Raw genomic sequence first — 21,999 nt, 5'->3', positions numbered from 1 at the left:
AATGAAGGAAAATTTGAGATTGGTGCGTCTGAATGGACTCGAACCATCGACCCCCACCATGTCAAGGTGGTGCTCTAACCAACTGAGCTACAGACGCATTATGGTGCGTTTAATTGGACTCGAACCAACGACCCCCACCATGTCAAGGTGGTGCTCTAACCAACTGAGCTATAAACGCATTATGGTGCGTTCGATTGGACTCGAACCAACGACCCCCACCATGTCAAGGTGGTGCTCTAACCAACTGAGCTATAAACGCATTATGGTGCGTTCGATTGGACTCGAACCAACGACCCCCACCATGTCAAGGTGGTGCTCTAACCAACTGAGCTACGAACGCAATGTTGTGGTGACAACGGGGACGCATATTAGCGGCAGGGAGAGGATGTGGCAAGAGGTAAACGTCACTTTTCTTGCACATTGCATGCGATTGCGGAACTTTTACCCATTCCGGATATATTTTACTGAACCACAAGGATATTTCTTCGCCAGCGAGCGTCACTGCTCTCTTTTTTTAGCCAGTCTAACCCTGCGCGGGAGGGTTGCCGTTGTGTTAAATTATCGGCCACCAGAAGAGAGGGAGTAATAACGAAGATGAAATCGATTGGTATTTTTTGCGGTTCTTCAGCTGGCGAACATCCGCTGTATCTCGACACCGCCCGTCTGGTCGGACGTACGCTGGCGCAGCAGGGGCTGGCGCTTGTCTATGGCGGCGGCAAAGTCGGTCTGATGGGGACGGTCGCCGATGCGGCGCTGGAGGCCGGTGGCGTGGTGATCGGCGTGATGCCGCGCGGCCTGGTGGAGCGGGAAATTGCCCACCGCGGCTTGACGGAGCTGCATGTGGTCGAGGATATGCACGAGCGGAAAACCAAAATGGCGGCGCTGGCGGATGGCTTTATTGCCCTGCCGGGCGGGGCGGGGACGCTCGAAGAGATTTTCGAACAGTGGACCTGGGCGCAGCTGGGGATACATGAAAAACCGTGCGCGTTCCTGAATATCAAGGGTTATTACGATCCGCTTCAGGCGATGGTCGACAACATGGTGAGGGAAGGGTTTATGCACCCGCGCTACGCGGAGATGCTGCCGTTTGCTACCTCGGCAGACGAGATTATCGCCGGTTTTCGCGACTATACGCCGCCGGCCCGTAAATGGGTTCAGCAGCCCGCTATTTAAACATCAAGCGAAGGGTAAACAGCGCGCAGACGATGAGCAGTAACAACAGCAATTCGAAGCGATAGCGTTGCAGCATGATGTCCTCCTGAAAAAAAACCGGCGCTGTTCAGCGCCGGTTTATCACCTTAACGCTCTGACCATTATGCCGCTGGTTTAACCGCCGGTTTAGCAGCGTGGTGCGCCGCTTTATGGTGTTTCTTCGCAGCCTGCGCTTTCTGCGCGACTGCCGGTTTCGCAGCGGCTTTATGGTGTTTCTTCGCAGCCTGTGCTTTCTGCGCTACTGCCGGTTTCGCAGCGGCTTTGTGGTGTTTCTTCGCCGCCTGGGCTTTTTGCTCAGCAGCCGGTTTTGCAGCGGCTTTATGGTGCTTCTTTGCCGCCTGCGCTTTTTGCTCAGCAGCCGGTTTTGCAGCGGCTTTGTGGTGTTTCTTAGCGGCCTGCGCTTTCTGCTCGGCTGCCGGTTTTGCAGCGGCTTTGTGATGTTTCTTATGGTGTACGGTGGTGTGGCTGGCAGCTGCAGCCGGGGTGGTGCTGGCGGCGTCGGCAGCGAAAGCAACTGATGACAGACCCATAGCAGCGGCAACGACCAGAGCTAATACTTTTTTCATTCTGAAATCCTCGAATTGGTTTCTTGAGTAACCCCACTGCGGGGCTGTTGGCAACACTATATGCGTCTCGGGGAGTGCCATCAGTGAGTCTTTGGTGTCGGGGAGTAACGGAATGTACAACGCGGTCGCAATGCCGGAGAACGAAAAAGCCCGCCGGAGGGGCGGGCTTTGAAGGGATTAGCGCGCGGCGCGCTGTAAGATGATGCTGGAAGACTGGCGCTGGAGAAAACGCATCCGCAGCATCATCATGATGGCGGCGGAGGTCAGGCCGATGATAAATCCACACCAGAAACCGGCGGGCCCCATGCGTGGCACAACCATATCGGTCAACGCCAACAGATAGCCGCTCGGCAAACCCAGCACCCAGTACGCGGTAAAGGTAATAAAAAAGATAGACCGCGTATCTTTATAGCCGCGGAGAATGCCGCTACCGATCACCTGGATGGAGTCGGAGATCTGATAGATAGCCGCCAGCAGCATCAGGTGCGAGGCCAGCAGCACCACCTCGGGATTATCGTTATACAGCAGGGCAATCTGTTCACGCATCAGCACGGTAAAGATAGCGGTAAATACCGCCAGGCAGACGCCTACGCCCACGCCGGTGCGGGCCGAAACCTGGGCATCGATCGTTGAACCTTGTCCGAGACGGAAGCCGACGCGAATGGTGACCGCCGCCGCCAGCGATAGCGGCAGAACGAACATCAATGAGCTGAAGTTAAGCGCGATCTGGTGACCGGCGACGTCAATGATCCCCAGCGGGGAAACCAGCAGCGCGACGACGGCAAACAGCGTGACTTCAAAGAACAGCGCCAGAGCAATGGGCAGCCCCAGCTGCACCAGCCGTAACAGGACGGCGAAATCGGGGCGGCTGAAGCGCTCGGCGCAGCGGATATCCCGCATCGAACGCGCCCGACGCACCCACCACAGCATGCTGGCGAACATCACCCAGTAAACCGAAGCCGTCGCTACGCCGCAGCCGACACCGCCCAGCTCGGGCATGCCGAAATGACCATAGATAAAGATATAGTTCACCGGAATGTTGACCAGTAAGCCGATAAAGCCCATGACCATCCCGGGTTTGGTTTTCGCCAGCCCTTCACACTGATTACGGGCAACCTGGAAGAACAGATAGCCCGGCGCGCCCCACAGCAGCGCGCGCAGATAGCCAACCGCCTTCTCAGCCAACAGCGGGTCGATATTATGCATGGAGCTGATGATATAGCCGGCGTTCCACAGCACGACCATGATCAGCACCGAGACAAAGCCGGCCAGCCAGAAGCCCTGACGTACCTGCTGTGCGATGCGATCCCGCCGTCCGGAGCCGTTAAGCTGCGCCACCACCGGGGTCAGCGCCAGCAGCAGCCCGTGGCCAAAGAGGATCGCCGGCAGCCAGATGGAGGTCCCGATGGCCACGGCGGCCATATCCGTGGCGCTGTAGCCACCCGCCATCACGGTATCGACAAAACCCATCGCCGTCTGCGCCACCTGCGCAAGGATGACGGGTATAGCCAGAGCTAATAACTGACGCGCTTCAACGAAATACTTCTGCACGTGAACACCTTTGTTTTGTTGTTATTTTGAGACTAAAAAAGCCGCCGTAACTGGCAGCAAGGGGATAAAAATGAGGAATTTCCAGTCTATTGTAGCGAGGATTAGCCATTAAGCCAGTGAAAAAAGAGTCGAGGCACGAAGCGCGCTGGCAACCGCTTTGCCCTCCTGTTATTGTTCCCGATAGCGAAAACGGTAATGATACCGTCATGATTTTCAACAGGAGCCTAACATGTTTACTGGTATTGTTCAGGGAACCGCGAAAGTGGTCTCCATTGATGATAAACCCAATTTTCGCACCCACGTGGTGGAACTACCGGCGCATATGCTGGAGGGGCTGGAAACCGGCGCCTCGGTAGCCAATAACGGCTGTTGCCTGACGGTGACCGAAATAAACGGTGCGCACATTAGCTTCGATTTGATGAAAGAGACGTTGCGTATTACCAACCTCGGCGATATTCAGATCGGGGATGAAGTGAACGTCGAGCGGGCGGCGAAATTCAGTGATGAAATCGGCGGGCATCTGATGTCCGGCCATATTATGACCACCGCGGAAATCGTGAAGATCCTCACTTCCGAAAATAACCGTCAGATCTGGTTTAAAGTGCAGGATCCGACGCTGATGAAATATATCCTCTATAAAGGATTCATCGGTATTGATGGTATCAGCCTGACGGTGGGTGAGGTGACGGCAACCCGTTTCTGCGTGCATCTTATCCCGGAAACGCTGCAGCGGACCACGCTGGGCGCGAAAAAGCTGGGCGACCGCGTCAATATTGAGATTGACCCGCAGACTCAGGCGGTTGTCGATACGGTTGAACGCGTGCTGGCCGCGAAAGACGCTGCATCTAAGGTGAATGAAGCCTGAAAAAAATCCCCCGCCGGTGAGCGGGGGAGATTTTGTTAGCGGGCGATGCGCAGTCCATGTTCAATACCGCGCGAGAACACCACCTGCCAGAGCTGAATGTCACGGGCGCGGAAGGCGCCGGCGCAGGCGTTCAGGTAATAGCTGAACATCCGTTTGAAACGTTCAGAATAGTTATCGGCAATTTCTGGCCAGCTGGCGAGAAAACGCTCATGCCAGGCCATCAGGGTGGTGTCATAATCGGCGCCGAAGTTATGCCAGTCTTCCATCACAAAGTGCTTCTCGCTGGCATCGGCGATCTGCCGAACCGACGGCAGACAGCCGTTGGGGAAGATATATTTATTGATCCACGGGTCGACGTTATGGTCGGTGACTTTGGAACCGATGGTGTGCAGTAAGAAACGACCATTAGGTTTCAAATTACGATCCGCGACCTCGAAGTAGGTAGCGTAATTTTTCGGTCCCACGTGCTCGAACATACCGACGGAGACGATGCGGTCAAAGCTGTCGTGCAGATCGCGATAGTCCTGGAGCCGAATCTCCACGTCAAGGTCAGCGCAGCGCGCCTGGGCCATCTTTTGCTGCTCGGCGGAGATGGTCACGCCGACAACGCTGACCTGGTAATGTCGCGCCATATACTCGGCGAGCCCGCCCCATCCGCAGCCGATATCCAGTACCCGCATCCCCGGCTCAAGCTCCAGCTTGCGGCAGATGAGATCCAGTTTATCCTGCTGCGCCGCTTCGAGGGTTTGCGCCTCTTTCCAGTAACCGCAGGAATATTGCATGTAGGGGTCAAGCATCCGACTGAAGAGATCGTTGCCGAGGTCATAATGCTCTTTGCCAACAATCCAGGCGCGTTTTTTACTTTGCAGATTGAACAGGCGAGCACCTGCGATGCGGAGTGTGTCTTTGAAATGGTGAGGGAGCTGTTTTTCCAGCCCGGCGCGAAGCACTTTATGGAAGAAAATATCCAGACGCTCGCAGTCCCACCAGCCGTCCATATAGCTTTCGCCTAACCCCAGCGAACCCTCCTGCAAGACACGTTTAAAGAAAAGAGGATTTTTAATTCGCAGGTCTGACGGCGCGGAACCATTGATGTTAATTCCCGCACGGCCCAATAATTCAGCTGCAATCCGGTACCAGTCATCATTTGGTACACTTACTTCTTCTATACACGATGAACTCATAGCTTCTCCATCACGCCCAAGTGATCAGAACCTTAAAACAGCGTAGACGCTTTTTTGGCTTTGTGAGAAATCTCACGGATAATCCGTGAAGTCGCTATCCGACGTAGAACAGAGGAAGGGAGATAACCCTTGCCGAAAGGCCTTCCATGGTGAAACGGAGGCATCCTGCATCCGTTAATCTGTAACTATTTTCTATTTATGTGAACCCGGATCCAGTATAGGACGCTAAGTACTGGCTTTCAATAAAATTTTCTTAGCATGCTAATGACTGGCCCGGGCTCTGGCGATAAGCGTTACGCGTGGGAAGAGTGGGGAGTCAGCTCAGGCGTTTGCTGCAGGCGATAACCTATTGCGGCTAAGCCAATAGAGACCAGCATCACGCTGGTGGTGGTCAGCAGCGGCGTAGCGATCAGCGCCGATACCAGCAAACTGGTCAGAAAGCACAATCCCAGCTGCAGTGTATTCTGCAGCGCCGCCGCGCGGCCCGTTGCCTGCGGGAAGGGCTTCAGCGCCTGGGCGACCACGATGGGGTAGATCCCGCCGTTGACCACCGCCATCATGCAGAACGGGATCATTAACGCCACCAGTGAGGCATGTGTCTGCAGGCCGACCAGCCAGGTGGCGGCAACGCTGACGGCAAAGACCACCAGCAGCCACGGCAGCATCTGTTGTCCGGACCATTTTTGCAGCAGCGCGCGACAACCATAGCCGCCCACCAGAAAGGCGATAGTCTGCGGGATATAGCTCAGGCCGATAGCGGTTGGGCCATAGCCCATTTCGTGCAGGATAAAAGGTGAACCGGTGAGCCAGGCGAAGAAGCTGGCGGAGCAGGCGGCGTAGATCAGGACGTTACCGCTGTATTCCCGTGAACGCAGCAGCGAGAGAAAGGTGATCTTCTGCTGTGCCACGGCCACCGGCTTCCCGGCTGCCTTCAGGCGCAGGGCAGGCAGCATCAGCAGCAGAGTAATGGCAAACAGGGTGGCGAAGATGGCTTGCCACTCGAAGTGTACCAGCAGCCAACTGCCCAGCAGCGGGGCCAGCGCCGGCGATAATCCCACCAGCGGCATAATGGTGGCGAAGATGCGGTTTGTGCGCTGGGCGGGATAGTAATCGGTGACCATCGCCTGCCAGGTAACGGCCGCGGCACAGACGCCAATCGCCTGCAAAAAGCGCAGCGCCAGCATCAGGGTGGCATTGTGCACCCACAGCATCCCCAGACAGCCGGCCGCGAAAATCGCCAGGCCACTCAACAGCACCGGTTTGCGCCCATAGCGGTCCGACAGCGGCCCCCAGAACAGCTGCCCCAGTGCGAAGCCGGCGAGGAACAGGCTCAGGCTGGCGCTGATGGAGGCGGCGGAGGTGTTAAGATCCTGCTGCATGGCGGCAAACGCCGGCAGGTACATATCGGTGGCCAGAAAGCCCAGCACGCTCAGGCCGGCCAGCCAGACTAAAAATCCTTTCCCAGGTTGTGACATAACGTTCTCATTTTTGGAGTACAGGTACGATGCCGCAGAGTGTAGGGAGTGCATTGTGGCTTGTGAAACGCTAATATTTGTCACATGCATTCAAAAATTTTGCAGGCAGAAAATGTGGTCTGAATACTCTCTGGAAGTGGTTGATGCCGTGGCCCGCAACGGCAGCTTCAGCGCGGCCGCGCAGGAGCTGCACCGGGTGCCCTCCGCCGTCAGCTATACCGTGCGTCAGCTTGAAGAGTGGCTGGCCGTTCCCTTGTTTGAGCGTCGCCATCGTGATGTGGAGCTGACGCCCGCCGGGGTCTGGTTCTTACAGGAAGGGCGCTCTGTTATCAAAAAAATGCAGATCACCCGCCAGCAGTGCCAGCAAATCGCCAACGGCTGGCGCGGGCAGCTGTCGATCGCGGTGGATGATATTGTGAAACCGGCGCGCATGCGCCAGATGATCGTGGATTTCTATCGCCATTTTCCCGACGTCGAGCTCATCGTTTTCCAGGAAGTGTTCAACGGTGTATGGGATGCGCTGGCCGACGGCCGCGTAGAGCTGGCGATTGGCGCAACGCGCTCTATTCCGGTCGGTGGCCGCTATGCGTTCCGCGATATGGGGATGCTGAGTTGGGACTGCGTGGTGGCGAGCGATCACCCGCTGGCGAAGATGGAGGGTCCCCTGAGTGACGATGTCCTGCGTAACTGGCCGTCGCTGGTGCGGGAGGATACGTCGCGTTCACTGCCCAAACGGACAACCTGGCTGCTGGATAACCAGAAGAGGGTGGTGGTCCCAGACTGGGAATCATCGGCCACCTGTCTGTCGGCGGGCCTCTGCGTCGGCATGGTGCCGAGCCATTTTGCCCGGCCATGGCTAGATAGCGGCGAGTGGACCGCGCTGGCGCTGGAGAATCCGTTCCCGGATGCCGCCTGCTGTCTGACGTGGCAGCAGAGTGATGCCTCACCGGCGCTGAACTGGATGCTGGACTATCTGGGGGACAGCGAGACGCTGAATCGGGAATGGCTGCGGGCGCCGGAATAATCTGCGCCCGCAAACGTCTTAGCGGCGATAATCGACAAACGGGCCATCCGCGACGGAGCGGCGTTCGACCAGACGAGGATGCACTTCGATAGACTGCGACTCTTCGCGCTTATTAACGATACGATCCAACAGCATGTTAAATGCGGCTTCACCCAGGGAATCTTTCGGCTGATGAATGGTGGTTAATGCCGGGCTGAAATAGCGGGCGTTGCGCACATTATCATAACCGATCAGCGAAATGTCCTGCGGCACCCGCAGCCCCATTTCATCTGCCGCGCAGATAGCGCCCATCGCCATGATATCGCCGCCGCAGAAGACCGCGGTTGGACGGTGCTGCTGGCTTAAGATCTGCTGCATAGCGCGGTAGCCGGACTCAGGCTCGAAGTCGCCCTGCACAATCCAGTTTTCCGGAATGGCGATATGCGCCTCTTTCATCGCCTGCATAAAGCCGGCCAGGCGGCCTGCGCCGGTGTTACGCTCCAGCGGACCCGGGATCACGCCGATTTCGCGGTGGCCGCGTTCAATCAGGTAGCGTCCGGCGATATAGCCGCCCTGGAAGGCGTTATCGATCACCGCATCGGTAAAGTCGGCTTTTGCTTCGCCCCAGTCCATTACCACCATCGGGATATGGCGATACTCTTCCAGCATGCTCAATACCGAATCCGGATACTCGGAACACATCACCAGCAGTCCATCGACGCGTTTTTGCGCCATCATCGACAGATAGGCGCGCTGTTTTTCCGGATCATTCCATGCGTTGCCGAGGATCAGAGTGTAGCCCTTCTGGAAGCAGCTCTTTTCAACGGACTCAATGATTTCAGCGAAATAGGCGGCTTCGCTACTGGTCGCCAGCAGACCAATCGATTTTGTATGATTGACTTTCAGGCTGCGGGCCACGGCGCTCGGCGAGTAGTGCAGCTCTTTGATCGCCGCCCACACCGCATTGCGCGTCTCTTCGGCAACGAAACGGGTTTTGTTAATTACATGTGATACAGTTGTAGTGGAAACGTTTGCGCGCTTCGCTACATCTTTAATAGTTGCCATTACATCTCACTCCATGCCTTGACCTGATCGCCTGATCATCGATACGTAAACGTTTGCCTACACACACCCTGAATACAATTTTCAACATTGCATCACGTCGGGAAAACGACACAGAACGACAGGAAGGGGTCAATGGCCGATACGCTTTTAAATTAGCGTGGGATTTTGTCCGATCTTGGGGCAAAGTGGAAGAGCAAAAATGTGCATCGCCCTAAATCCCGGAAGATTTTTGCGATTTTTTGTGCAAAAATGAGCAGGCTCACTTTTGGTGTGGGGATAACAAGAGGGAAAAATGATGGATACCAATTTAAAGTTTTCGCTGATCACCACGGTTATTGCCCTCGGCGTGATCGTTACTTTCAGCCTGACCGCCATACTGCACTAATGTTCCAGTGAGGGAGGAGCGCGGCCTCCTCCCCGTATCCCGCCATTATTATCAATTCTGCAAAAATCTTTTGTCATTTCGTTCACTTTTGTTTTTTTGTGATTGATGTCATGCTTTTGGCTTCTGATGTTACGCCGTCATTCCTGACGGTCTGATGGAGTCATTGAATGAAAATCAACTTTCCTTTACTTGCGCTGGCGATCGGCGCCTTTGGCATCGGGACCACGGAGTTTTCCCCGATGGGATTGCTGCCGGTGATTGCGAGAGGTGTGGACGTCTCAATCCCAGTGGCGGGAATGCTGATCAGTGCGTATGCCATCGGCGTCATGGTCGGCGCGCCGTTGATGACCCTGCTGTTGTCACATCGCGCGCGGCGCAATGCGCTGATTTTTCTGATGGGGATCTTCACCGTCGGCAACCTGTTGTCATCCATTGCGCCGGATTACACCACGCTGCTGCTGTCGCGCATTATTACCAGCCTCAACCACGGTGCTTTCTTTGGCCTGGGGTCGGTGGTCGCGGCCAGCGTCGTGCCAAAGCATAAGCAGGCCAGCGCGGTAGCCACGATGTTTATGGGGCTCACCATCGCCAACATCGGCGGTGTACCGGCGGCCACCTGGCTTGGCGAAACCATCGGCTGGCGGATGTCCTTCCTGGCCACCGCGGGGTTAGGCCTGCTGGCGATGGTCAGCCTGTGGTTCTCTCTGCCGAAGGGCAGCGCGGGCGAGCGCCCTGATGTCAAAAAAGAGCTTTCAGTCCTGCTACGCCCGCAGGTACTCTCCGCCTTGCTGACTACCGTGCTGGGTGCTGGGGCAATGTTTACGCTGTATACCTATATTTCGCCAGTGCTCAATACGCTGACCCACGCTTCATCGCTGTTTATTACCGCGATGCTGGTGCTGATTGGCGTTGGCTTTTCGCTGGGCAACTATCTGGGCGGCAAATTCGCAGACCGGTCGGTCTCTGGCACGCTGAAAGGCTTTCTGTTACTGCTGATGGTAATCATGCTGGCGATCCCGCTGCTGGCGCAATCTCAGGCCGGGGCGGCCATCAGCATGATTGTCTGGGGCGCAGCAACCTTTGCGGTGGTTCCGCCGCTGCAGATGCGGGTCATGCGCGTGGCGCATGAAGCGCCGGGGCTCTCTTCTTCGGTGAATATCGGGGCGTTCAACCTGGGCAACGCGCTGGGCGCCGCCGCCGGCGGGGCGGTGATCTCTGGCGGACTGGGCTATGCGTTTGTGCCGGTGATGGGGGCGATTATCGCCGGTCTGGCGCTGCTGCTGGTCTGGTTTAGCGGACGAGCACAGCCGGAAGAGGCCTTTGCCAGCCAGTAACGCGAGTGTAGGGAAGGGCTAAAAAAACCGCAGCCGGGGAGACCCTGCTGCGGTTTATCGTTTATGCCGCCAGGTTAGCCGCAACAAACTTCCAGTTAACCAGCGCCCAGAAGTGGTCCAGATAGCTTGGACGGGCGTTGCGGTAGTCGATGTAGTAGGCATGTTCCCAGACGTCAACGGTCAGCAGCGGCTTCGCGTCGGTGGTCAGCGGGGTGCCGGCGTTGCTGGTGGAGACGATAGCCAGGCTGCCGTCGGCATTTTTGACCAGCCAGGTCCAGCCCGCGCCGAAGTTTTTCGCTGCGGCATCGGTAAATTTGGCTTTAAAATCCGCAAAGCTGCCGAAGGATTTGGCAATCGCGGCCGCTAACTCGCCTTCCGGTTCGCCGCCGGCGTTAGGCGCCAGGCAGTTCCAGTAGAAGGTGTGGTTCCAGACCTGCGCTGCGTTGTTGAATACGCCGCCTTCAGAAGTGCGGACGATCTCTTCGAGGGATTTGCCTTCGAACGCAGTGCCTTTGATCAGGTTGTTGAGGTTAGTGACATACGCCTGGTGGTGTTTACCGTAGTGATATTCCAGGGTTTCTGCGGAAATGTGCGGCGCCAGGGCGTCTTTTGCATATGGTAATGCAGGTAATTCAAACGACATTGCTACTCTCCTTATAACTTTTTGTTTTAGCTCACATTGACAAGATGAGGCTTTCGCCTGAATCGTGTTCTGGCCACCCGACGCTGTCGCGTCACGGGCTGTTATTGTATTGAGAATGTTAACATTTGCCGCAAGCAGTGAAAAGCCTTACAACGATAAAGGCTATTACTGCAGGCGCAACTGATGAAGGCTTAACCGTTTTCTGCGGGACGAGGCGTCAAACCGCTCGCTGATGTTGCAAAAATGTATAAGGAGACGCTGTCCGCGCTTTTCTGAATCTCGCGGGGAAGGTTTAACTGCGTCTGCTTTTCCTCTGACGATCGCTGCCATGCATCCTCGTTGAGGATAAATATTTCATTAAAATCAGATTATTAATAAAAATATGCACCCAGGCAATCGCCGCTATGCCAATAATTCATTGTCTATTTTGCTATTTGTATGACAAATGTGGCCACCGACATGAATTTCCCACAGGATGGTTACGATGGCAAAAACAGGTGAGGTGGTGAGTCCGAAGATGATCCCGGTTGTGCAGGGGATCGTTGACTGGATCGAAGCACATATTTTAGACACCCTGCCGGTAAGTACGATTGCGAAAAAGTCCGGTTATTCGCACTGGTATTTCCAGCGGCAGTTCGCCATGGTGACCGGCTGCACGTTGGCGAGCTACGTCAGTCGGCGAAAAATGACCATTGCGGCAATCTATTTAACGCAGACGCAAGCATCGATGCAGAGTATTTCTCAGTGTCTGGGATACGACGGACAGGCCGCTTTCTGCCGGACCTTTCACCGCCACTTTGGCATGTCGCCCACCCGCTATCGTCGGGAAGCGCCGGGCGAGGAGATGAATATGCAGTATCCCCTGACGGTAGGGGGGAAAGACGCGCAGGTGAGGCGGTCTGCCGCCGTAGCGGCAGACCAGGATCAGCGAATGGTTTTCGGCGTCATGACGCGACGGGCGCCAACATAATGGCGAACCCAGTAATCTTCGCTCAGGGAGGTGATTTGAATATCACGACCTGTGCGCGGTGACTGAATAAATTTCCCGTTGCCGACGTAGACGCCAACGTGGTCGGCGGTGCCGCGTCCACGGGTGCGGAAGAAGACCAAATCGCCGCTCTGCAGTTCATCACGATCCACCGGACGCGCATCGCGCAGGTGGTACATTTCGTTAGCCGTTCGCGGGATGTGGATCTTGACCAAGTCCTTATAGGCGTAATAAACCAGTCCGCTGCAGTCAAAGCCAGTACGCGGCGAGGTGCCGCCCCAGCGATAGGGTTTACCCAACTGGCCCATCAATTTGTTCATGGCGGTACTTTGCGCTTTCTGCACCCGGACTTTATGGGCGTCGGCGATCGTTAAATTGGCATCGCTGGCCTCAGGTTTACAGCGTTTTTTATAGCCCTTGCGCACCACGCATTTGCTTTTGACGCTGTTCAGCGCCAGGGTCGGCTCGGCACTGGCGGCGACCGTTTTCGCGCACTGTTTTTTATAACCTTTACGCAGCACGCATTTTTTCGTCGCGCCGGCGGCCTGACGATGAAGTGCGGTTTGGCTTGCTGCGGTAGTGCGGGAAGGGAGCCGGGTGCTCGAGGACTTTTTACTGGTGGTTTTAGCGGTGGTTTTACTTTTTTGACTGGTTGCTTTTTTCTTGCGCTCTGAGCCACTTTTCGCGGGCAACGCCTTTGGCGAAGCGGAGGCGTGCGTATGCCCTGACGCCTGAGCCAGTGGCGTGAATGAGATAGACGTGAACAGTAATGCACAGAGCGATATCGCGATTTTGTTTAGCCGCGCCACTGAGCAATCCCCTGATTAATTACAGACATGTACAAATGCCTGACGATGAATGACAAACCGGAATGATTCTAAAGCATAAAAACCCGGAAAGTTAATATTCTTTTGTATCAAAAATGTCGATTGGTTAACGATTGCAAGAAAACGCGTCAGACATTGACCGCCTCGCACAGAAAATGCGCAATGAGCGCCCGCCTGCGACGGCAAAATGATATTTTTAAGGCAACTTCGCGCAACAGAAGATAAAATATGAATAGTGAAAAAAATGTTATTATCCGTCCTGCCTACAGGACGCTACAATGACAAGTTACTGCCGTAGAAAGAAGTTTAAGGAAGCACGACAATGAGCTCGACTTTAGAAAAGATCCAACACCAAATCGCTGAAAACCCGATCCTGTTGTACATGAAAGGGTCGCCGAAGCTGCCAAGCTGCGGTTTCTCTGCCCAGGCCGTTCAGGCGCTGTCCGCCTGCGGCGAACGTTTTGCTTACGTTGATATCTTGCAGAACCCGGATATCCGCGCCGAGTTGCCTAAATACGCCAACTGGCCGACTTTCCCGCAGCTGTGGGTAGACGGTGAACTGGTGGGCGGCTGCGATATCGTTATCGAAATGTACCAGCGCGGTGAACTGCAGCAGCTGATCAAAGAGACGGCGGCGAAGTACCACACCGACGAGCCGAAAGCGGAGTAATTCCCGCCATCAGTAAAAAAGCGACTTCCTGGAAGTCGCTTTTTTTTATCACTCCGGTGTGGCCACGGGCAGCGGCCAGCCGCCCAGACGCTTCCAGCGGTTCACAATCTCACAAAACAGCTGCGCCGTCTGCTCGGTATCGTACAGAGCGGAGTGGGCCTGCGCGCCGTCGAACGCCATGCCGGCGGCGATACAGGCTTTGGACAGCACCGTCTGGCCCAGCGCCAGCCCGCTCAGCGCGGCGGTGTCGAAGGTAACAAACGGATGGAACGGGTTGCGTTTTAGCCCCGCGCGTTCGGCGGCGGTCATGGTGAAGCTGTGGTCAAAGGTGGCATTGTGCGCCACCATGATGGCCCGGCTGCAGTCGCTCTCTTTCATCCCTTTGCGTACCATTTTGAAGATGGCATGCAGGGCATCGTATTCGCTGACGGCGCCGCGTTCCGGGTCGTGCGGGTTAATTCCGTTAAAGGCCAGCGCTTCGGGCTGCAGATTGGCGCCCTCGAAAGGTTCAACATGGAAATGCAGCGTTTCATCGGGCATCAGCCAGCCTTGCTCATCCATCTTCAACGTAATGGCAGCGATCTCCAGCAGGGCGTCGGTTTTGGCATTAAATCCTGCGGTTTCAACATCAATCACCACCGGATAAAAACCGCGGAAACGGTCGCACAGACCATTCAGTTGAGCATTCTCAGACATCAGATTCTCTTAGCTGGAAAAAAGTAGCGCGCATTATGGCAAATTTTGCCGCGGCTTGCAGCAGGCAGGGGTGAAAACAACGGGCGCCTCAGCGCCCGGGCGAGCCATGGCATTAAAGATGCCAGGGTCGTGAAGCGTTAGTTGCCCAGACCTTTGCCGGCATCTTTCTCTTCAATCAGCTCGATTTTGTAACCGTCCGGATCTTCCACGAAGGCGATGACGGTGGTGCCGCCTTTTACCGGGCCGGCTTCACGGGTGACGTTGCCCCCGTTCTGGCGGATCCGCTCGCAGGCTTCGGCGGCGTTGTCGACACTCAGCGCGATATGACCGTAGGCCGTACCCAGCTCATAGCTGTCCACGCCCCAGTTGTAGGTCAGTTCGATCACCGCGGTTTCGCTTTCTTCGCCGTAGCCGACAAAGGCGAGGGAGTACTTATACTCCGGGTTTTCGCTGGTGCGCAGCAGCTTCATGCCCAACACGTTGGTATAGAAGTCGATAGAACGTTGCAGGTCGCCAACGCGCAGCATGGTGTGGAGTAAGCGCATAATGTCCCCTATGCAGTTTATTTGATAGATCAGAACCTTGAGTATAGCGGCGATATGTCGCCGCTATCAATGGAGGGATTACAGCGTAGGGTAATCGGTATAACCTTCCGCGCCGCCGCCGTAATAGGTTTCCGGGCGCTGCGGGTTGAGTGCTGCTTTTTTCTGCAGGCGGGCCACCAGATCCGGGTTGGCGATATAATCGCGGCCAAAGGCCACGGCATCAATCAGCCCTTTATTGATAAGATCGTTGGCTTTTTCTACCGTGTAGGCGCCAGCGCCAATGATCACGCCCGGGAAGCGGTCACGAACTTTCTGACGGAAGGCTTCGCTGTACGGCTTGCCGCCCGCCCAGTCCGGCTCGGACATGTGCAGATAGGCGATACCGCGTTTTGCCAGCTCGCTAATCAGATACAGCGCGTCTTCTTCTTCGTTCGGGCCGTTATCCACATTCTGGAAGCTGCCAATCGGCGACACGCGGATGCCGATCCGGTCAGCGCTCCACTCTTTGCTCACGGCATCGACCACTTCCAGTACCAGACGGGCGCGGTTCTCCACGCTGCCGCCGTACTGGTCGGTACGCTGGTTCGCCGACGGCGAGAGGAACTGGTGCAGCAGATAGCCGTGGGCCGAGTGCAGCTCGACCAGATCGAAGCCGGCGTCACGGGCATTGCCGACCGCCTGACGGAAATCGTCGACGATCCCCGGGATCTCTTCGGTTTCCAGGGCACGCGGCATCGAGGTGTCGGCGCGAATAGCGTGGCCGTTTTCATCGCGCAGGGAGGTGCGAGTACCGGCGCTCAGCGCAGACGGTGCTACCGGCGCGGCGCCGCCAGGTTGCAGGCTGCTATGGGAAATACGCCCGGTGTGCCACAGCTGGACGGCGATACGGCCATTTTCCGCATGAACACCGGCGGTGATTTTCTGCCAGGCGGCAATCTGCTCCGGGCTGTGCAGGCCTGGCGCGCCGGCATAGCCTTTGGCCTGGGCGGAAATCTGCGTCGCTTCGGTGATGATCAGGCCTGAGCTGGCGCGCTGGCGGTAGTATTCGCCCATCAGCGGGGTAGGGATATCGCCCGGCTCGATGCTGCGCAGACGCGTCAACGGTGCCATAAAAACGCGATTGGGGACGGTGACCGCACCGACCTTCAACGGACTGAATAATTTTGCTTCCGACATAATGACTCCTGAGTAGACCGGTCGTCTAGGAACTGTTGAAATAAAAACGCCTGTTATACCGCAGGCGCCGCAATAATCTGTTTGGCGTGGGCAAGGGCGCTTTCCAGCGGCCTTGCGCTACGCGTAATTTTGGCCTGCAGGTTGGCCCCGAGCCACAGGGAATACAGCACCTGCGACAGGGTCATGGCCTCGCCGTCAAACGCCAGACTGCCTTCCTGACGTCCTTTCTCCAGCGCGTCGCCCAGCAGGGCGATAATCTGACTGGCACCATGGTCCATGGCGGTACGCATATCTTCCGACAGGTCGCAGACCTCTGCTGACAACTTGACGGTAAGACATCCGCTAATAATCCCCTGCTGGCAGAACTGATTCAGCGTGTGCTGATAATAAGCCAGCAAGCGGTCGCGATAGTTGCCGTCGCCATGATCGAAGTGGTCGACCAGGCGCTGCAGATATCCGGTGTAGTGATGTTCAAGCAGCGCGACGCCGAAGGCTTCTTTAGAGCGGAAGTAATGGTAGAAAGAGCCCTTAGGTACTTCCGCCGTCTTCAGAAGTTCGCTCAAGCCCATTCCGGTAAAACCGCGATGCATGCAGAGCTGCTCGCCGGTGACCAGGATATGTTCTCGGGTATCGCATTCGCTGTGTCTGTTCATGCAGCACACTGTAATAGACCGATTGGTCTATTGCAAGTCTCAGCGGAAAAATGTTAGCTGGCGCAGCACACCGTGAACAATATTTGCGTCCGTGCGGGGAAACGTCTTCAATGAAAGGAGACGAGGGGACAGGAGGCGTGTGGTGGCAGAGCAGTTAGAGTTTTTCCCGGTGCAGAGCCCGTGCCGGGGAATATGTCAGACCGACGAGCGCGGCTATTGTCGCGGCTGTTTCCGCAGCCGTGAGGAACGCTTCGACTGGCAAAAAATGAGCGATGCGCAGAAACAAGAGGTTTTGCGTCTTTGCCGCCAACGCCTGCTGCGCAAATTACGCGCGAACAGGCCAGATCCGGCGGAAGAACCGCAGCAACCCTCACTGTTTTAAACCAAAAAGTACGTATACTCAGTACACTTTTTTATTGAGGAAGCGGTTATGGTTCAGCGTATTGCTATGGCTCCCCAGGGGCCGGAATTTTCGCGTTTTGTGATGGGCTACTGGCGTTTGATGGACTGGAGAATGTCGCCAGGCGAGCTGGTCAGCTTTATTGAACAGCATCTCGATTTAGGCGTAACCACTGTCGACCACGCCGATATCTATGGCGATTATCAGTGTGAGGCTGCCTTTGGCGAAGCGCTGAAGCTGGCGCCACATCTGCGTAGTCGGATGGAAATTGTCAGCAAATGCGGCATCGCCACCCGGGCGCGGGCTGAAAACACCATCGGCCACTATATCACCGACCGCGACCACATCGTGCTGAGCGCTGAGCAATCGCTGCGTAATCTGGCGACGGACCATCTCGATCTGCTGCTGATCCATCGGCCGGATCCGCTAATGAATGCCGATGAAGTGGCTGAGGCGTTCCTCGCGCTGCATCACAGCGGAAAAGTGCGCCACTTTGGCGTATCGAACTTTACCCCAGCCCAGTTCACTCTTCTGCAGTCGCGCCTGCCGTTTACCCTGGCCACCAATCAGGTCGAAATCTCGCCGGTGCATCAGCCGCTGTTGCTCGACGGCACGCTCGATCAGCTGCAGCAGCTGCGTATTCGTCCGATGGCGTGGTCCTGCCTTGGTGGCGGGCGCCTGTTCAATGAAGAGGGCTTCCAGCCGCTGCGCGATGAGCTGGCGCAGGTCGCGCATGAGCTCAATGCCGACAGCATCGAGCAGGTGGTCTATGCCTGGATACTGCGTCTGCCGTCGCAGCCGCTGCCGATTATCGGCTCGGGCAAAATCGAGCGCGTGCGTTCCGCGATTGTGGCCGAAAAACTCAGCATGACTCGTCAGCAGTGGTTCCGTATCCGCAAAGCCGCGCTCGGTTACGACGTGCCGTAACGGGCATTTCGCCTCCGGAAAGGCGTTCCTGGTTTACACTTAACAGGGAGACAGCCATCCGGAGGTGTTATGCAACGATGTATTCTCGCGATCTTATCCCTCGCATTTTGCGCTGGCGCACAGGCCGTCAGTGAAGATGTTCAACTTAATCTCGTGACCGCCCAGGGCGTCGGTCAGTCCATCGGCAGTGTAAAAATCACCGAAACCGATCGCGGCCTCGAGTTCGCCCCCGATCTGCGGGCATTACCGCCGGGTAAGCACGGTTTTCATATCCATGCCGAAGGCAGCTGCCAGCCCGCAATGAAAGAGGGCAAAGCCGTGGCCGCCGGGGCGGCGGGCGGACATTACGATCCGCAACATACCGGCAAACACGAAGGGCCGCTGGGCACCGGGCATCTTGGCGATCTGCCTCTGCTGGTGGTCAACGACGCGGGTGTGGCCAACCAGCCAATTATTGCCCCACGTCTGAAAACGCTGGCGGAGGTGAAGGGGAAAGCGCTGATGGTCCACGTGGGCGGTGATAATATGGCCGACAACCCGCAGCCGCTGGGCGGCGGCGGCGAGCGGTTTGCCTGCGGGGTGATTAAGTAGTCTTTTCGCCAATCGTGCCGGCGATCGGGGCCTGTTCCAGCTGTGACAGGGCGCAATACAGTCGCCAGATTGCGGCGGCCAGCTCCCGGGCCGCCGGCTGATGATGATGGTTCAGGACGTCGCAGATCCGCAGTAGCTCCTGCAGGGTGGAGGCCAGCGGGCGCTGCTGAACGCCGCGTTCGCTCATCACATCGCGCAGCAAATTGATGCACAGGTCACGCACCTGAGCGAGGGGATCGGAGCGGGTTTCCCATTCGCGAAGCTGCCAGACAACGTGCGAGCAGTTGAGCAACACCACCCCCCAACGTAGTAGCCAGCGCCGTGCAAGGGCATCTTTACTCTGACTGAGCTGGCTGACATGGTGGTACACCAGCGATTCAAATTCATGTTCGCTGTGCTGGGGATGACGGCTGAGCTGATCGACAAAGTGACGCCGTAACGCTCTGATATGGCGCCGTCCTTTACGGGCATCCGAGCCCGGACTGAGCACCGCAAAAGCCAGCCAGGCAAAGCCCACGCCGACAATCTTGCTTAAGTTATCGTTGAAAAAGGCCGCATAGTCGTACACCGGCGGATTGGTGACGGAGATAAACGAGCCCATAAACACGATAAGCTGCCCCCACAGGCCGGCATATTTGGGCCACTGTAGTTTCAGCAACTGCATGGTGGTCAGGAGCGGGAACAGAAATAGCAGAAATTGCCACAGGTCAGTTATCTGCACCATCAGGCCAAACTTCACCACAAAGCTGAACAGCGACAGCAGCACCAGGGTCTGCATCAGCAGCGTCAGCGATCGAAACGGCGAAGCCGAGACCGAATAGAGCACGCAGCAGATGGAGGCGAGGGTTAGGGCAGCCGCGCAGCTGGTCCACTGGGTGCTGATCCCCCATGCGCCAATCGCCACCAGCGCGCAAAAGGTACGGATGCCGTTGAGCAGCGCCTCCGTCTGGTCGGTGTGGCGGGCCAGGGCTGGCGCCGAAGGTACGTTGAACTCGGCGATCGCCGACGCATTCTCCACGCGGCGGATCCAGCGACTGCTTTCCAGATAAATGCGACAGAAATAGCGCAGCCGCGCCCAGAAGGCGATATGGCGATAATCGGCATCCGGCGGCGGCGCCAGAGGTGCCAGAATGCGGGCGACGTGATAGCTGTCGGCATGGGGAGTGGCGAGTTCAGCGAGCAACGATTCCAGCACCTGACGAGTGTTTGCTGGCGCGTCCGGCCAGTTCAGCAGCATGCGTCGCAGACTGGAAATGACGCTGGTCATTCGGAGCTGCTGATGCAGCAGGTAATTCAGCAGGGGGTTCTGCCGGCGGAAGCGGTAGTGGCTCCAGAAGGCCTGGATCCGCAGCAGGTTCATGGTGAGGATCTGGCCAATCACACTTTCGTGGGCGGTGCGAATGGCATCCGTCGTCTCCGGCACCCACAGCAGGCTGGCGTGTTCCAGCAACCGGGCGTGCATGGTTTTCAGGGCCGTCAACAGGTTGCTGCCGTCAGAGGTGCTTGGCAGGATCATCATCATCAGCCCGCCGCAGAGGATCCCGACGATGACTTCGCAGACGCGCGACTGGGCGATCACCCAAAGTTCGTAGCTGTCGCTGATGTTAATGACCGGAAACGCGATGATGGCGCAGGTATAGCCCGCAAGCTGAAAGGCGTAGGCCACGTTGTTGGTGAACAGGGCGCAGGCCCAGGTGCACAGCGCCAGCCAGCCGGAGATGCTGAACAGGAACAGCCAGGGATCGTTCAGCGTATGGCCCGCCAGCAGCAGGGCGGCGCAGGCGCCGAGCAGGCTGCCGGCGATGCGGCCAAAGCTTTTACTGATCACGCCGCCGACGGTGGGAAAGCTGACCACTGCCGCGGAGGTCATCGCCCAGTACGGCTCATCGAGATCCAGCGCGTAGGCGATGCTTAACGCGAGACACATAGCGATGCCGTTACGCAACGCGTATCGCCACTGCGGGCGGGTGGCTTTAACCCATGGCAGTGTGCGCCACGACAGGGCTTGCAGATTCATTATTGTCTGCCGACCGAGACAGTGCAGGTGGTGCCGGAGACCAGTGTGACGTCCGCTGGCAGCTCGTCAAAGGCAATCCGCACTGGAACGCGCTGGGCGAGACGTACCCAGGGGATATTCGGTTTGATATTGGCCACCAGTCCATTCCCCTGCTCAACGCTTTGATCGACAATCGCCCGGCCGATGCTGGCGACATGCCCGTGCAGCGTCTGCTGGTTACTATAGAGAATAATCTGCGCCGGATCGCCGATACGGATATGGCGCAGTTTGGTTTCTTCAAAGTAGCCCAGCACGTAAAACGAGTGGCTGTCTACCAGGGCAAAGACCGGATGGCCGGTAGTGGCGTAATCGCCGACGCGAGTGGAGAGGTTGGTCACCCAGCCGTCCACTGGCGCTTTGACCGTCGTTTGGCTTAACTGCCATTGCGCATGTTTCAGCATTGCCTCGGTGACGCCCAGTCCCGCTCTGGCGGCCGCCAGGTTGGTGGTGGCCGTGTTCAGCGCGGTATTAACGTTTTCAAGATCTTCAGCCGAGATCGCATTCTGCGACAGGTTGCGGCGACGGCGCGCATCGCTGGCGGCCTTCGTTTGCTCAGCCTGCGCTTTCGCCACTTCGGCTTGCGCTTTCGCCAGCTGCGCCTGGGCGTTCAGCACGGCGATACGGTAAGGCGTGTCGTCGATAGTGAACAGAACATCTCCGGCGTTGACCCGTTGGTTATCCGTCACGTTCAACTGCAGAATGCTACCGGAGACCTGAGGAGTGATCCCAACCTGTTCTGCACGCACTTTGCCGTCGCGGGTCCAGGGTGACTGGGTGTAGAAATTCCATAACAGCCATGCGGCAATCAGGGCGATGGCCACAACCAATAGCGTCGACAGATATTTTAGTTTTTTCATAGCAGGGAGATCACCAGGCAATCAGTAACACCAGGGCCAGACAGACCGAGAGCGCGAACAGGGAGAGATCCATCAGCAGGGGATGCCAGATGTCGCCGGCATACATCCAGTCACGCAGCTGACGATGTAAAAATAACCAGATAAAAAAACCTAATAAAACGGCTTTGAACAGCGGGGGGAAATAGACAGACGCGCCGAACACCAGGTCCTGCAGCGGCAATCCGGATGTGTTAAGACTCAGTTTCACAAGCAAAAATCCTTTGCCATTACAGGGGTAACCTCAGGGCGTGCTACGCTATAACAGTGTAAATCATTGTTTTGGTTTTTGTT

At 56.7% G+C, this 21,999-nt stretch carries 24 protein-coding genes and 4 tRNA genes; 10 read left to right on the top strand and 18 right to left on the bottom strand.

Annotated features, from left to right (window positions below; translation table 11 throughout):
• Positions 1–20: 20 nt before the first annotated feature.
• From CWM61_RS01960 to CWM61_RS01945, 4 genes are all read right to left on the bottom strand, one after another.
• Positions 21–97: transfer RNA gene (locus CWM61_RS01960), tRNA-Val, on the bottom strand.
• 4 nt (positions 98–101) lie between these two features.
• Positions 102–178: transfer RNA gene (locus tag CWM61_RS01955), tRNA-Val, on the bottom strand.
• A 4-nt stretch (positions 179–182) separates the two neighbouring features.
• Positions 183–259: transfer RNA gene (locus tag CWM61_RS01950), tRNA-Val, on the bottom strand.
• A 4-nt stretch (positions 260–263) separates the two neighbouring features.
• Positions 264–340, bottom strand: a tRNA-Val gene (locus tag CWM61_RS01945).
• A gap of 254 nt (positions 341–594) precedes the next feature.
• Between CWM61_RS01945 and CWM61_RS01940 the strand changes: the two genes are divergently transcribed.
• Complete coding sequence (locus tag CWM61_RS01940) at positions 595–1,173, top strand: TIGR00730 family Rossman fold protein (RefSeq protein WP_074385659.1); 579 nt, start codon at positions 595–597, stop codon at positions 1,171–1,173.
• Positions 1,174–1,313: 140 nt separating this feature from the next.
• Here CWM61_RS01940 and asr read toward each other — a convergent pair whose 3' ends face one another.
• A complete protein-coding gene (gene asr, locus CWM61_RS01935; protein WP_077268383.1) occupies positions 1,314–1,778 on the bottom strand; it encodes an acid resistance repetitive basic protein Asr in 465 nt (154 codons plus the stop codon).
• A 177-nt stretch (positions 1,779–1,955) separates the two neighbouring features.
• A complete protein-coding gene (gene mdtK, locus CWM61_RS01930) occupies positions 1,956–3,329 on the bottom strand; it encodes an MdtK family multidrug efflux MATE transporter (RefSeq protein WP_100630588.1) in 1,374 nt (457 codons plus the stop codon).
• Between the two features lie 229 nt (positions 3,330–3,558).
• Here mdtK and CWM61_RS01925 point away from each other — a divergent pair, with 229 nt between their 5' ends.
• Entirely contained in the window at positions 3,559–4,194 is a 636-nt protein-coding gene (locus CWM61_RS01925; protein WP_008804615.1) for a riboflavin synthase, read from the top strand.
• Between the two features lie 35 nt (positions 4,195–4,229).
• Here CWM61_RS01925 and cfa read toward each other — a convergent pair whose 3' ends face one another.
• Complete coding sequence (cfa, locus tag CWM61_RS01920; RefSeq protein WP_100630587.1) at positions 4,230–5,378, bottom strand: cyclopropane fatty acyl phospholipid synthase; 1,149 nt, start codon at positions 5,376–5,378, stop codon at positions 4,230–4,232.
• Positions 5,379–5,671: 293 nt separating this feature from the next.
• Entirely contained in the window at positions 5,672–6,853 is a 1,182-nt protein-coding gene (gene punC / locus CWM61_RS01915; protein ID WP_061154368.1) for a purine nucleoside transporter PunC, read from the bottom strand.
• 112 nt (positions 6,854–6,965) lie between these two features.
• On the opposite strand from punC, the gene punR reads away from it, so the two are divergent.
• A complete protein-coding gene (gene punR, locus CWM61_RS01910; protein WP_074385663.1) occupies positions 6,966–7,877 on the top strand; it encodes a DNA-binding transcriptional activator PunR in 912 nt (303 codons plus the stop codon).
• 18 nt (positions 7,878–7,895) lie between these two features.
• Here the strand turns inward: punR and purR are convergent, their stop codons facing one another.
• A complete protein-coding gene (gene purR, locus CWM61_RS01905) occupies positions 7,896–8,921 on the bottom strand; it encodes an HTH-type transcriptional repressor PurR (protein ID WP_061154370.1) in 1,026 nt (341 codons plus the stop codon).
• A gap of 292 nt (positions 8,922–9,213) precedes the next feature.
• Here purR and CWM61_RS01900 point away from each other — a divergent pair, with 292 nt between their 5' ends.
• On the top strand, positions 9,214–9,306 hold the full coding sequence (locus CWM61_RS01900; RefSeq protein ID WP_197667062.1) for a YnhF family membrane protein: 93 nt from the start codon (positions 9,214–9,216) through the stop codon (positions 9,304–9,306).
• Between the two features lie 167 nt (positions 9,307–9,473).
• The gene (locus tag CWM61_RS01895; protein ID WP_074385664.1) at positions 9,474–10,640 is read left to right on the top strand and encodes an MFS transporter; all 1,167 of its coding nucleotides are present in this window, start codon (positions 9,474–9,476) and stop codon (positions 10,638–10,640) included.
• Between the two features lie 61 nt (positions 10,641–10,701).
• On the opposite strand, the gene sodB is transcribed toward CWM61_RS01895, so the two are convergent.
• Entirely contained in the window at positions 10,702–11,283 is a 582-nt protein-coding gene (gene sodB, locus CWM61_RS01890) for a superoxide dismutase [Fe] (protein WP_002907771.1), read from the bottom strand.
• 484 nt (positions 11,284–11,767) lie between these two features.
• On the opposite strand from sodB, the gene CWM61_RS01885 reads away from it, so the two are divergent.
• Entirely contained in the window at positions 11,768–12,253 is a 486-nt protein-coding gene (locus tag CWM61_RS01885; RefSeq protein ID WP_061154372.1) for a helix-turn-helix domain-containing protein, read from the top strand.
• Here CWM61_RS01885 and CWM61_RS01880 read toward each other — a convergent pair.
• A complete protein-coding gene (locus CWM61_RS01880) occupies positions 12,208–13,080 on the bottom strand; it encodes a C40 family peptidase (protein WP_012968037.1) in 873 nt (290 codons plus the stop codon). The two genes, CWM61_RS01885 and CWM61_RS01880, sit on opposite strands and share 46 nt — an antisense overlap.
• Positions 13,081–13,420: 340 nt before the next feature.
• Between CWM61_RS01880 and CWM61_RS01875 the strand changes: the two genes are divergently transcribed.
• Positions 13,421–13,768 carry a Grx4 family monothiol glutaredoxin gene (locus CWM61_RS01875; RefSeq protein WP_061154373.1) on the top strand — a complete coding sequence of 116 codons (348 nt, stop codon included), beginning with the start codon at positions 13,421–13,423 and terminating at the stop codon, positions 13,766–13,768.
• Between the two features lie 48 nt (positions 13,769–13,816).
• Here the strand turns inward: CWM61_RS01875 and rnt are convergent, their stop codons facing one another.
• The 4 genes from rnt to CWM61_RS01855 all read right to left on the bottom strand — a co-directional run bounded on the left by rnt (position 13,817) and on the right by CWM61_RS01855 (position 16,838).
• On the bottom strand, positions 13,817–14,464 hold the full coding sequence (gene rnt, locus CWM61_RS01870) for a ribonuclease T (RefSeq protein ID WP_008804623.1): 648 nt from the start codon (positions 14,462–14,464) through the stop codon (positions 13,817–13,819).
• Between the two features lie 137 nt (positions 14,465–14,601).
• Entirely contained in the window at positions 14,602–15,009 is a 408-nt protein-coding gene (gene gloA, locus CWM61_RS01865) for a lactoylglutathione lyase (RefSeq protein WP_002907764.1), read from the bottom strand.
• 78 nt (positions 15,010–15,087) lie between these two features.
• Positions 15,088–16,185, bottom strand: coding sequence for an alkene reductase (locus tag CWM61_RS01860; RefSeq protein WP_061154374.1), 1,098 nt, complete (start codon positions 16,183–16,185; stop codon positions 15,088–15,090).
• 53 nt (positions 16,186–16,238) lie between these two features.
• Complete coding sequence (locus CWM61_RS01855; protein WP_008804625.1) at positions 16,239–16,838, bottom strand: TetR/AcrR family transcriptional regulator; 600 nt, start codon at positions 16,836–16,838, stop codon at positions 16,239–16,241.
• A 139-nt stretch (positions 16,839–16,977) separates the two neighbouring features.
• Here CWM61_RS01855 and CWM61_RS01850 point away from each other — a divergent pair, with 139 nt between their 5' ends.
• The 3 genes from CWM61_RS01850 (at position 16,978) to sodC (ending at position 18,756) form a co-directional block, all read left to right on the top strand.
• Positions 16,978–17,220: a DUF1289 domain-containing protein gene (locus tag CWM61_RS01850; protein ID WP_162677415.1), complete on the top strand. Its 243-nt coding sequence runs from the start codon at positions 16,978–16,980 to the stop codon at positions 17,218–17,220.
• Between the two features lie 48 nt (positions 17,221–17,268).
• On the top strand, positions 17,269–18,165 hold the full coding sequence (locus tag CWM61_RS01845) for an aldo/keto reductase (RefSeq protein ID WP_061154376.1): 897 nt from the start codon (positions 17,269–17,271) through the stop codon (positions 18,163–18,165).
• A gap of 69 nt (positions 18,166–18,234) precedes the next feature.
• Positions 18,235–18,756: a superoxide dismutase [Cu-Zn] SodC gene (gene sodC / locus CWM61_RS01840; RefSeq protein ID WP_061154377.1), complete on the top strand. Its 522-nt coding sequence runs from the start codon at positions 18,235–18,237 to the stop codon at positions 18,754–18,756.
• Here the strand turns inward: sodC and CWM61_RS01835 are convergent.
• Genes CWM61_RS01835 through CWM61_RS01825 form a run of 3 tightly spaced genes read right to left on the bottom strand, consistent with a single transcriptional unit; the run spans position 18,749 to position 21,916 of the window.
• A complete protein-coding gene (locus CWM61_RS01835) occupies positions 18,749–20,773 on the bottom strand; it encodes an FUSC family protein (protein ID WP_100630585.1) in 2,025 nt (674 codons plus the stop codon). The two genes, sodC and CWM61_RS01835, sit on opposite strands and share 8 nt — an antisense overlap.
• Positions 20,773–21,669, bottom strand: coding sequence for an HlyD family secretion protein (locus CWM61_RS01830; RefSeq protein ID WP_100630584.1), 897 nt, complete (start codon positions 21,667–21,669; stop codon positions 20,773–20,775). The genes CWM61_RS01835 and CWM61_RS01830 overlap by 1 nt, the downstream gene beginning before the upstream one ends.
• 10 nt (positions 21,670–21,679) lie before the next feature.
• Positions 21,680–21,916, bottom strand: a complete 237-nt coding sequence (locus CWM61_RS01825; RefSeq protein WP_004143834.1) for a DUF1656 domain-containing protein — start codon at positions 21,914–21,916, stop codon at positions 21,680–21,682.
• Between the last annotated feature and the right edge of the window lie 83 nt (positions 21,917–21,999).

The sequence above is a fragment of the Klebsiella sp. K-Nf6 genome, from assembly GCF_002806655.1.
Classification (GTDB): Bacteria; Pseudomonadota; Gammaproteobacteria; order Enterobacterales; family Enterobacteriaceae; genus Klebsiella; species Klebsiella variicola.
The sequence above is the reverse complement of the archived record's forward strand: the minus strand, read 5'-3'. Positions and strand labels throughout refer to the sequence as shown.

Coding starts and splice junctions, on each gene's coding strand:
- CWM61_RS01940 (WP_074385659.1), top strand. CDS start 595: ATGAAATCGATTGGTATTTTTTGCGGTTCTTCAGCTGGCGAACATCCG.
- asr (WP_077268383.1), bottom strand. CDS start 1,778: ATGAAAAAAGTATTAGCTCTGGTCGTTGCCGCTGCTATGGGTCTGTCA.
- CWM61_RS01925 (WP_008804615.1), top strand. CDS start 3,559: ATGTTTACTGGTATTGTTCAGGGAACCGCGAAAGTGGTCTCCATTGAT.
- cfa (WP_100630587.1), bottom strand. CDS start 5,378: ATGAGTTCATCGTGTATAGAAGAAGTAAGTGTACCAAATGATGACTGG.
- punC (WP_061154368.1), bottom strand. CDS start 6,853: ATGTCACAACCTGGGAAAGGATTTTTAGTCTGGCTGGCCGGCCTGAGC.
- punR (WP_074385663.1), top strand. CDS start 6,966: ATGTGGTCTGAATACTCTCTGGAAGTGGTTGATGCCGTGGCCCGCAAC.
- purR (WP_061154370.1), bottom strand. CDS start 8,921: ATGGCAACTATTAAAGATGTAGCGAAGCGCGCAAACGTTTCCACTACA.
- CWM61_RS01900 (WP_197667062.1), top strand. CDS start 9,214: ATGATGGATACCAATTTAAAGTTTTCGCTGATCACCACGGTTATTGCC.
- CWM61_RS01895 (WP_074385664.1), top strand. CDS start 9,474: ATGAAAATCAACTTTCCTTTACTTGCGCTGGCGATCGGCGCCTTTGGC.
- sodB (WP_002907771.1), bottom strand. CDS start 11,283: ATGTCGTTTGAATTACCTGCATTACCATATGCAAAAGACGCCCTGGCG.
- CWM61_RS01885 (WP_061154372.1), top strand. CDS start 11,768: ATGGCAAAAACAGGTGAGGTGGTGAGTCCGAAGATGATCCCGGTTGTG.
- CWM61_RS01875 (WP_061154373.1), top strand. CDS start 13,421: ATGAGCTCGACTTTAGAAAAGATCCAACACCAAATCGCTGAAAACCCG.
- rnt (WP_008804623.1), bottom strand. CDS start 14,464: ATGTCTGAGAATGCTCAACTGAATGGTCTGTGCGACCGTTTCCGCGGT.
- gloA (WP_002907764.1), bottom strand. CDS start 15,009: ATGCGCTTACTCCACACCATGCTGCGCGTTGGCGACCTGCAACGTTCT.
- CWM61_RS01860 (WP_061154374.1), bottom strand. CDS start 16,185: ATGTCGGAAGCAAAATTATTCAGTCCGTTGAAGGTCGGTGCGGTCACC.
- CWM61_RS01855 (WP_008804625.1), bottom strand. CDS start 16,838: ATGAACAGACACAGCGAATGCGATACCCGAGAACATATCCTGGTCACC.
- CWM61_RS01845 (WP_061154376.1), top strand. CDS start 17,269: ATGGTTCAGCGTATTGCTATGGCTCCCCAGGGGCCGGAATTTTCGCGT.
- sodC (WP_061154377.1), top strand. CDS start 18,235: ATGCAACGATGTATTCTCGCGATCTTATCCCTCGCATTTTGCGCTGGC.
- CWM61_RS01835 (WP_100630585.1), bottom strand. CDS start 20,773: ATGAATCTGCAAGCCCTGTCGTGGCGCACACTGCCATGGGTTAAAGCC.
- CWM61_RS01830 (WP_100630584.1), bottom strand. CDS start 21,669: ATGAAAAAACTAAAATATCTGTCGACGCTATTGGTTGTGGCCATCGCC.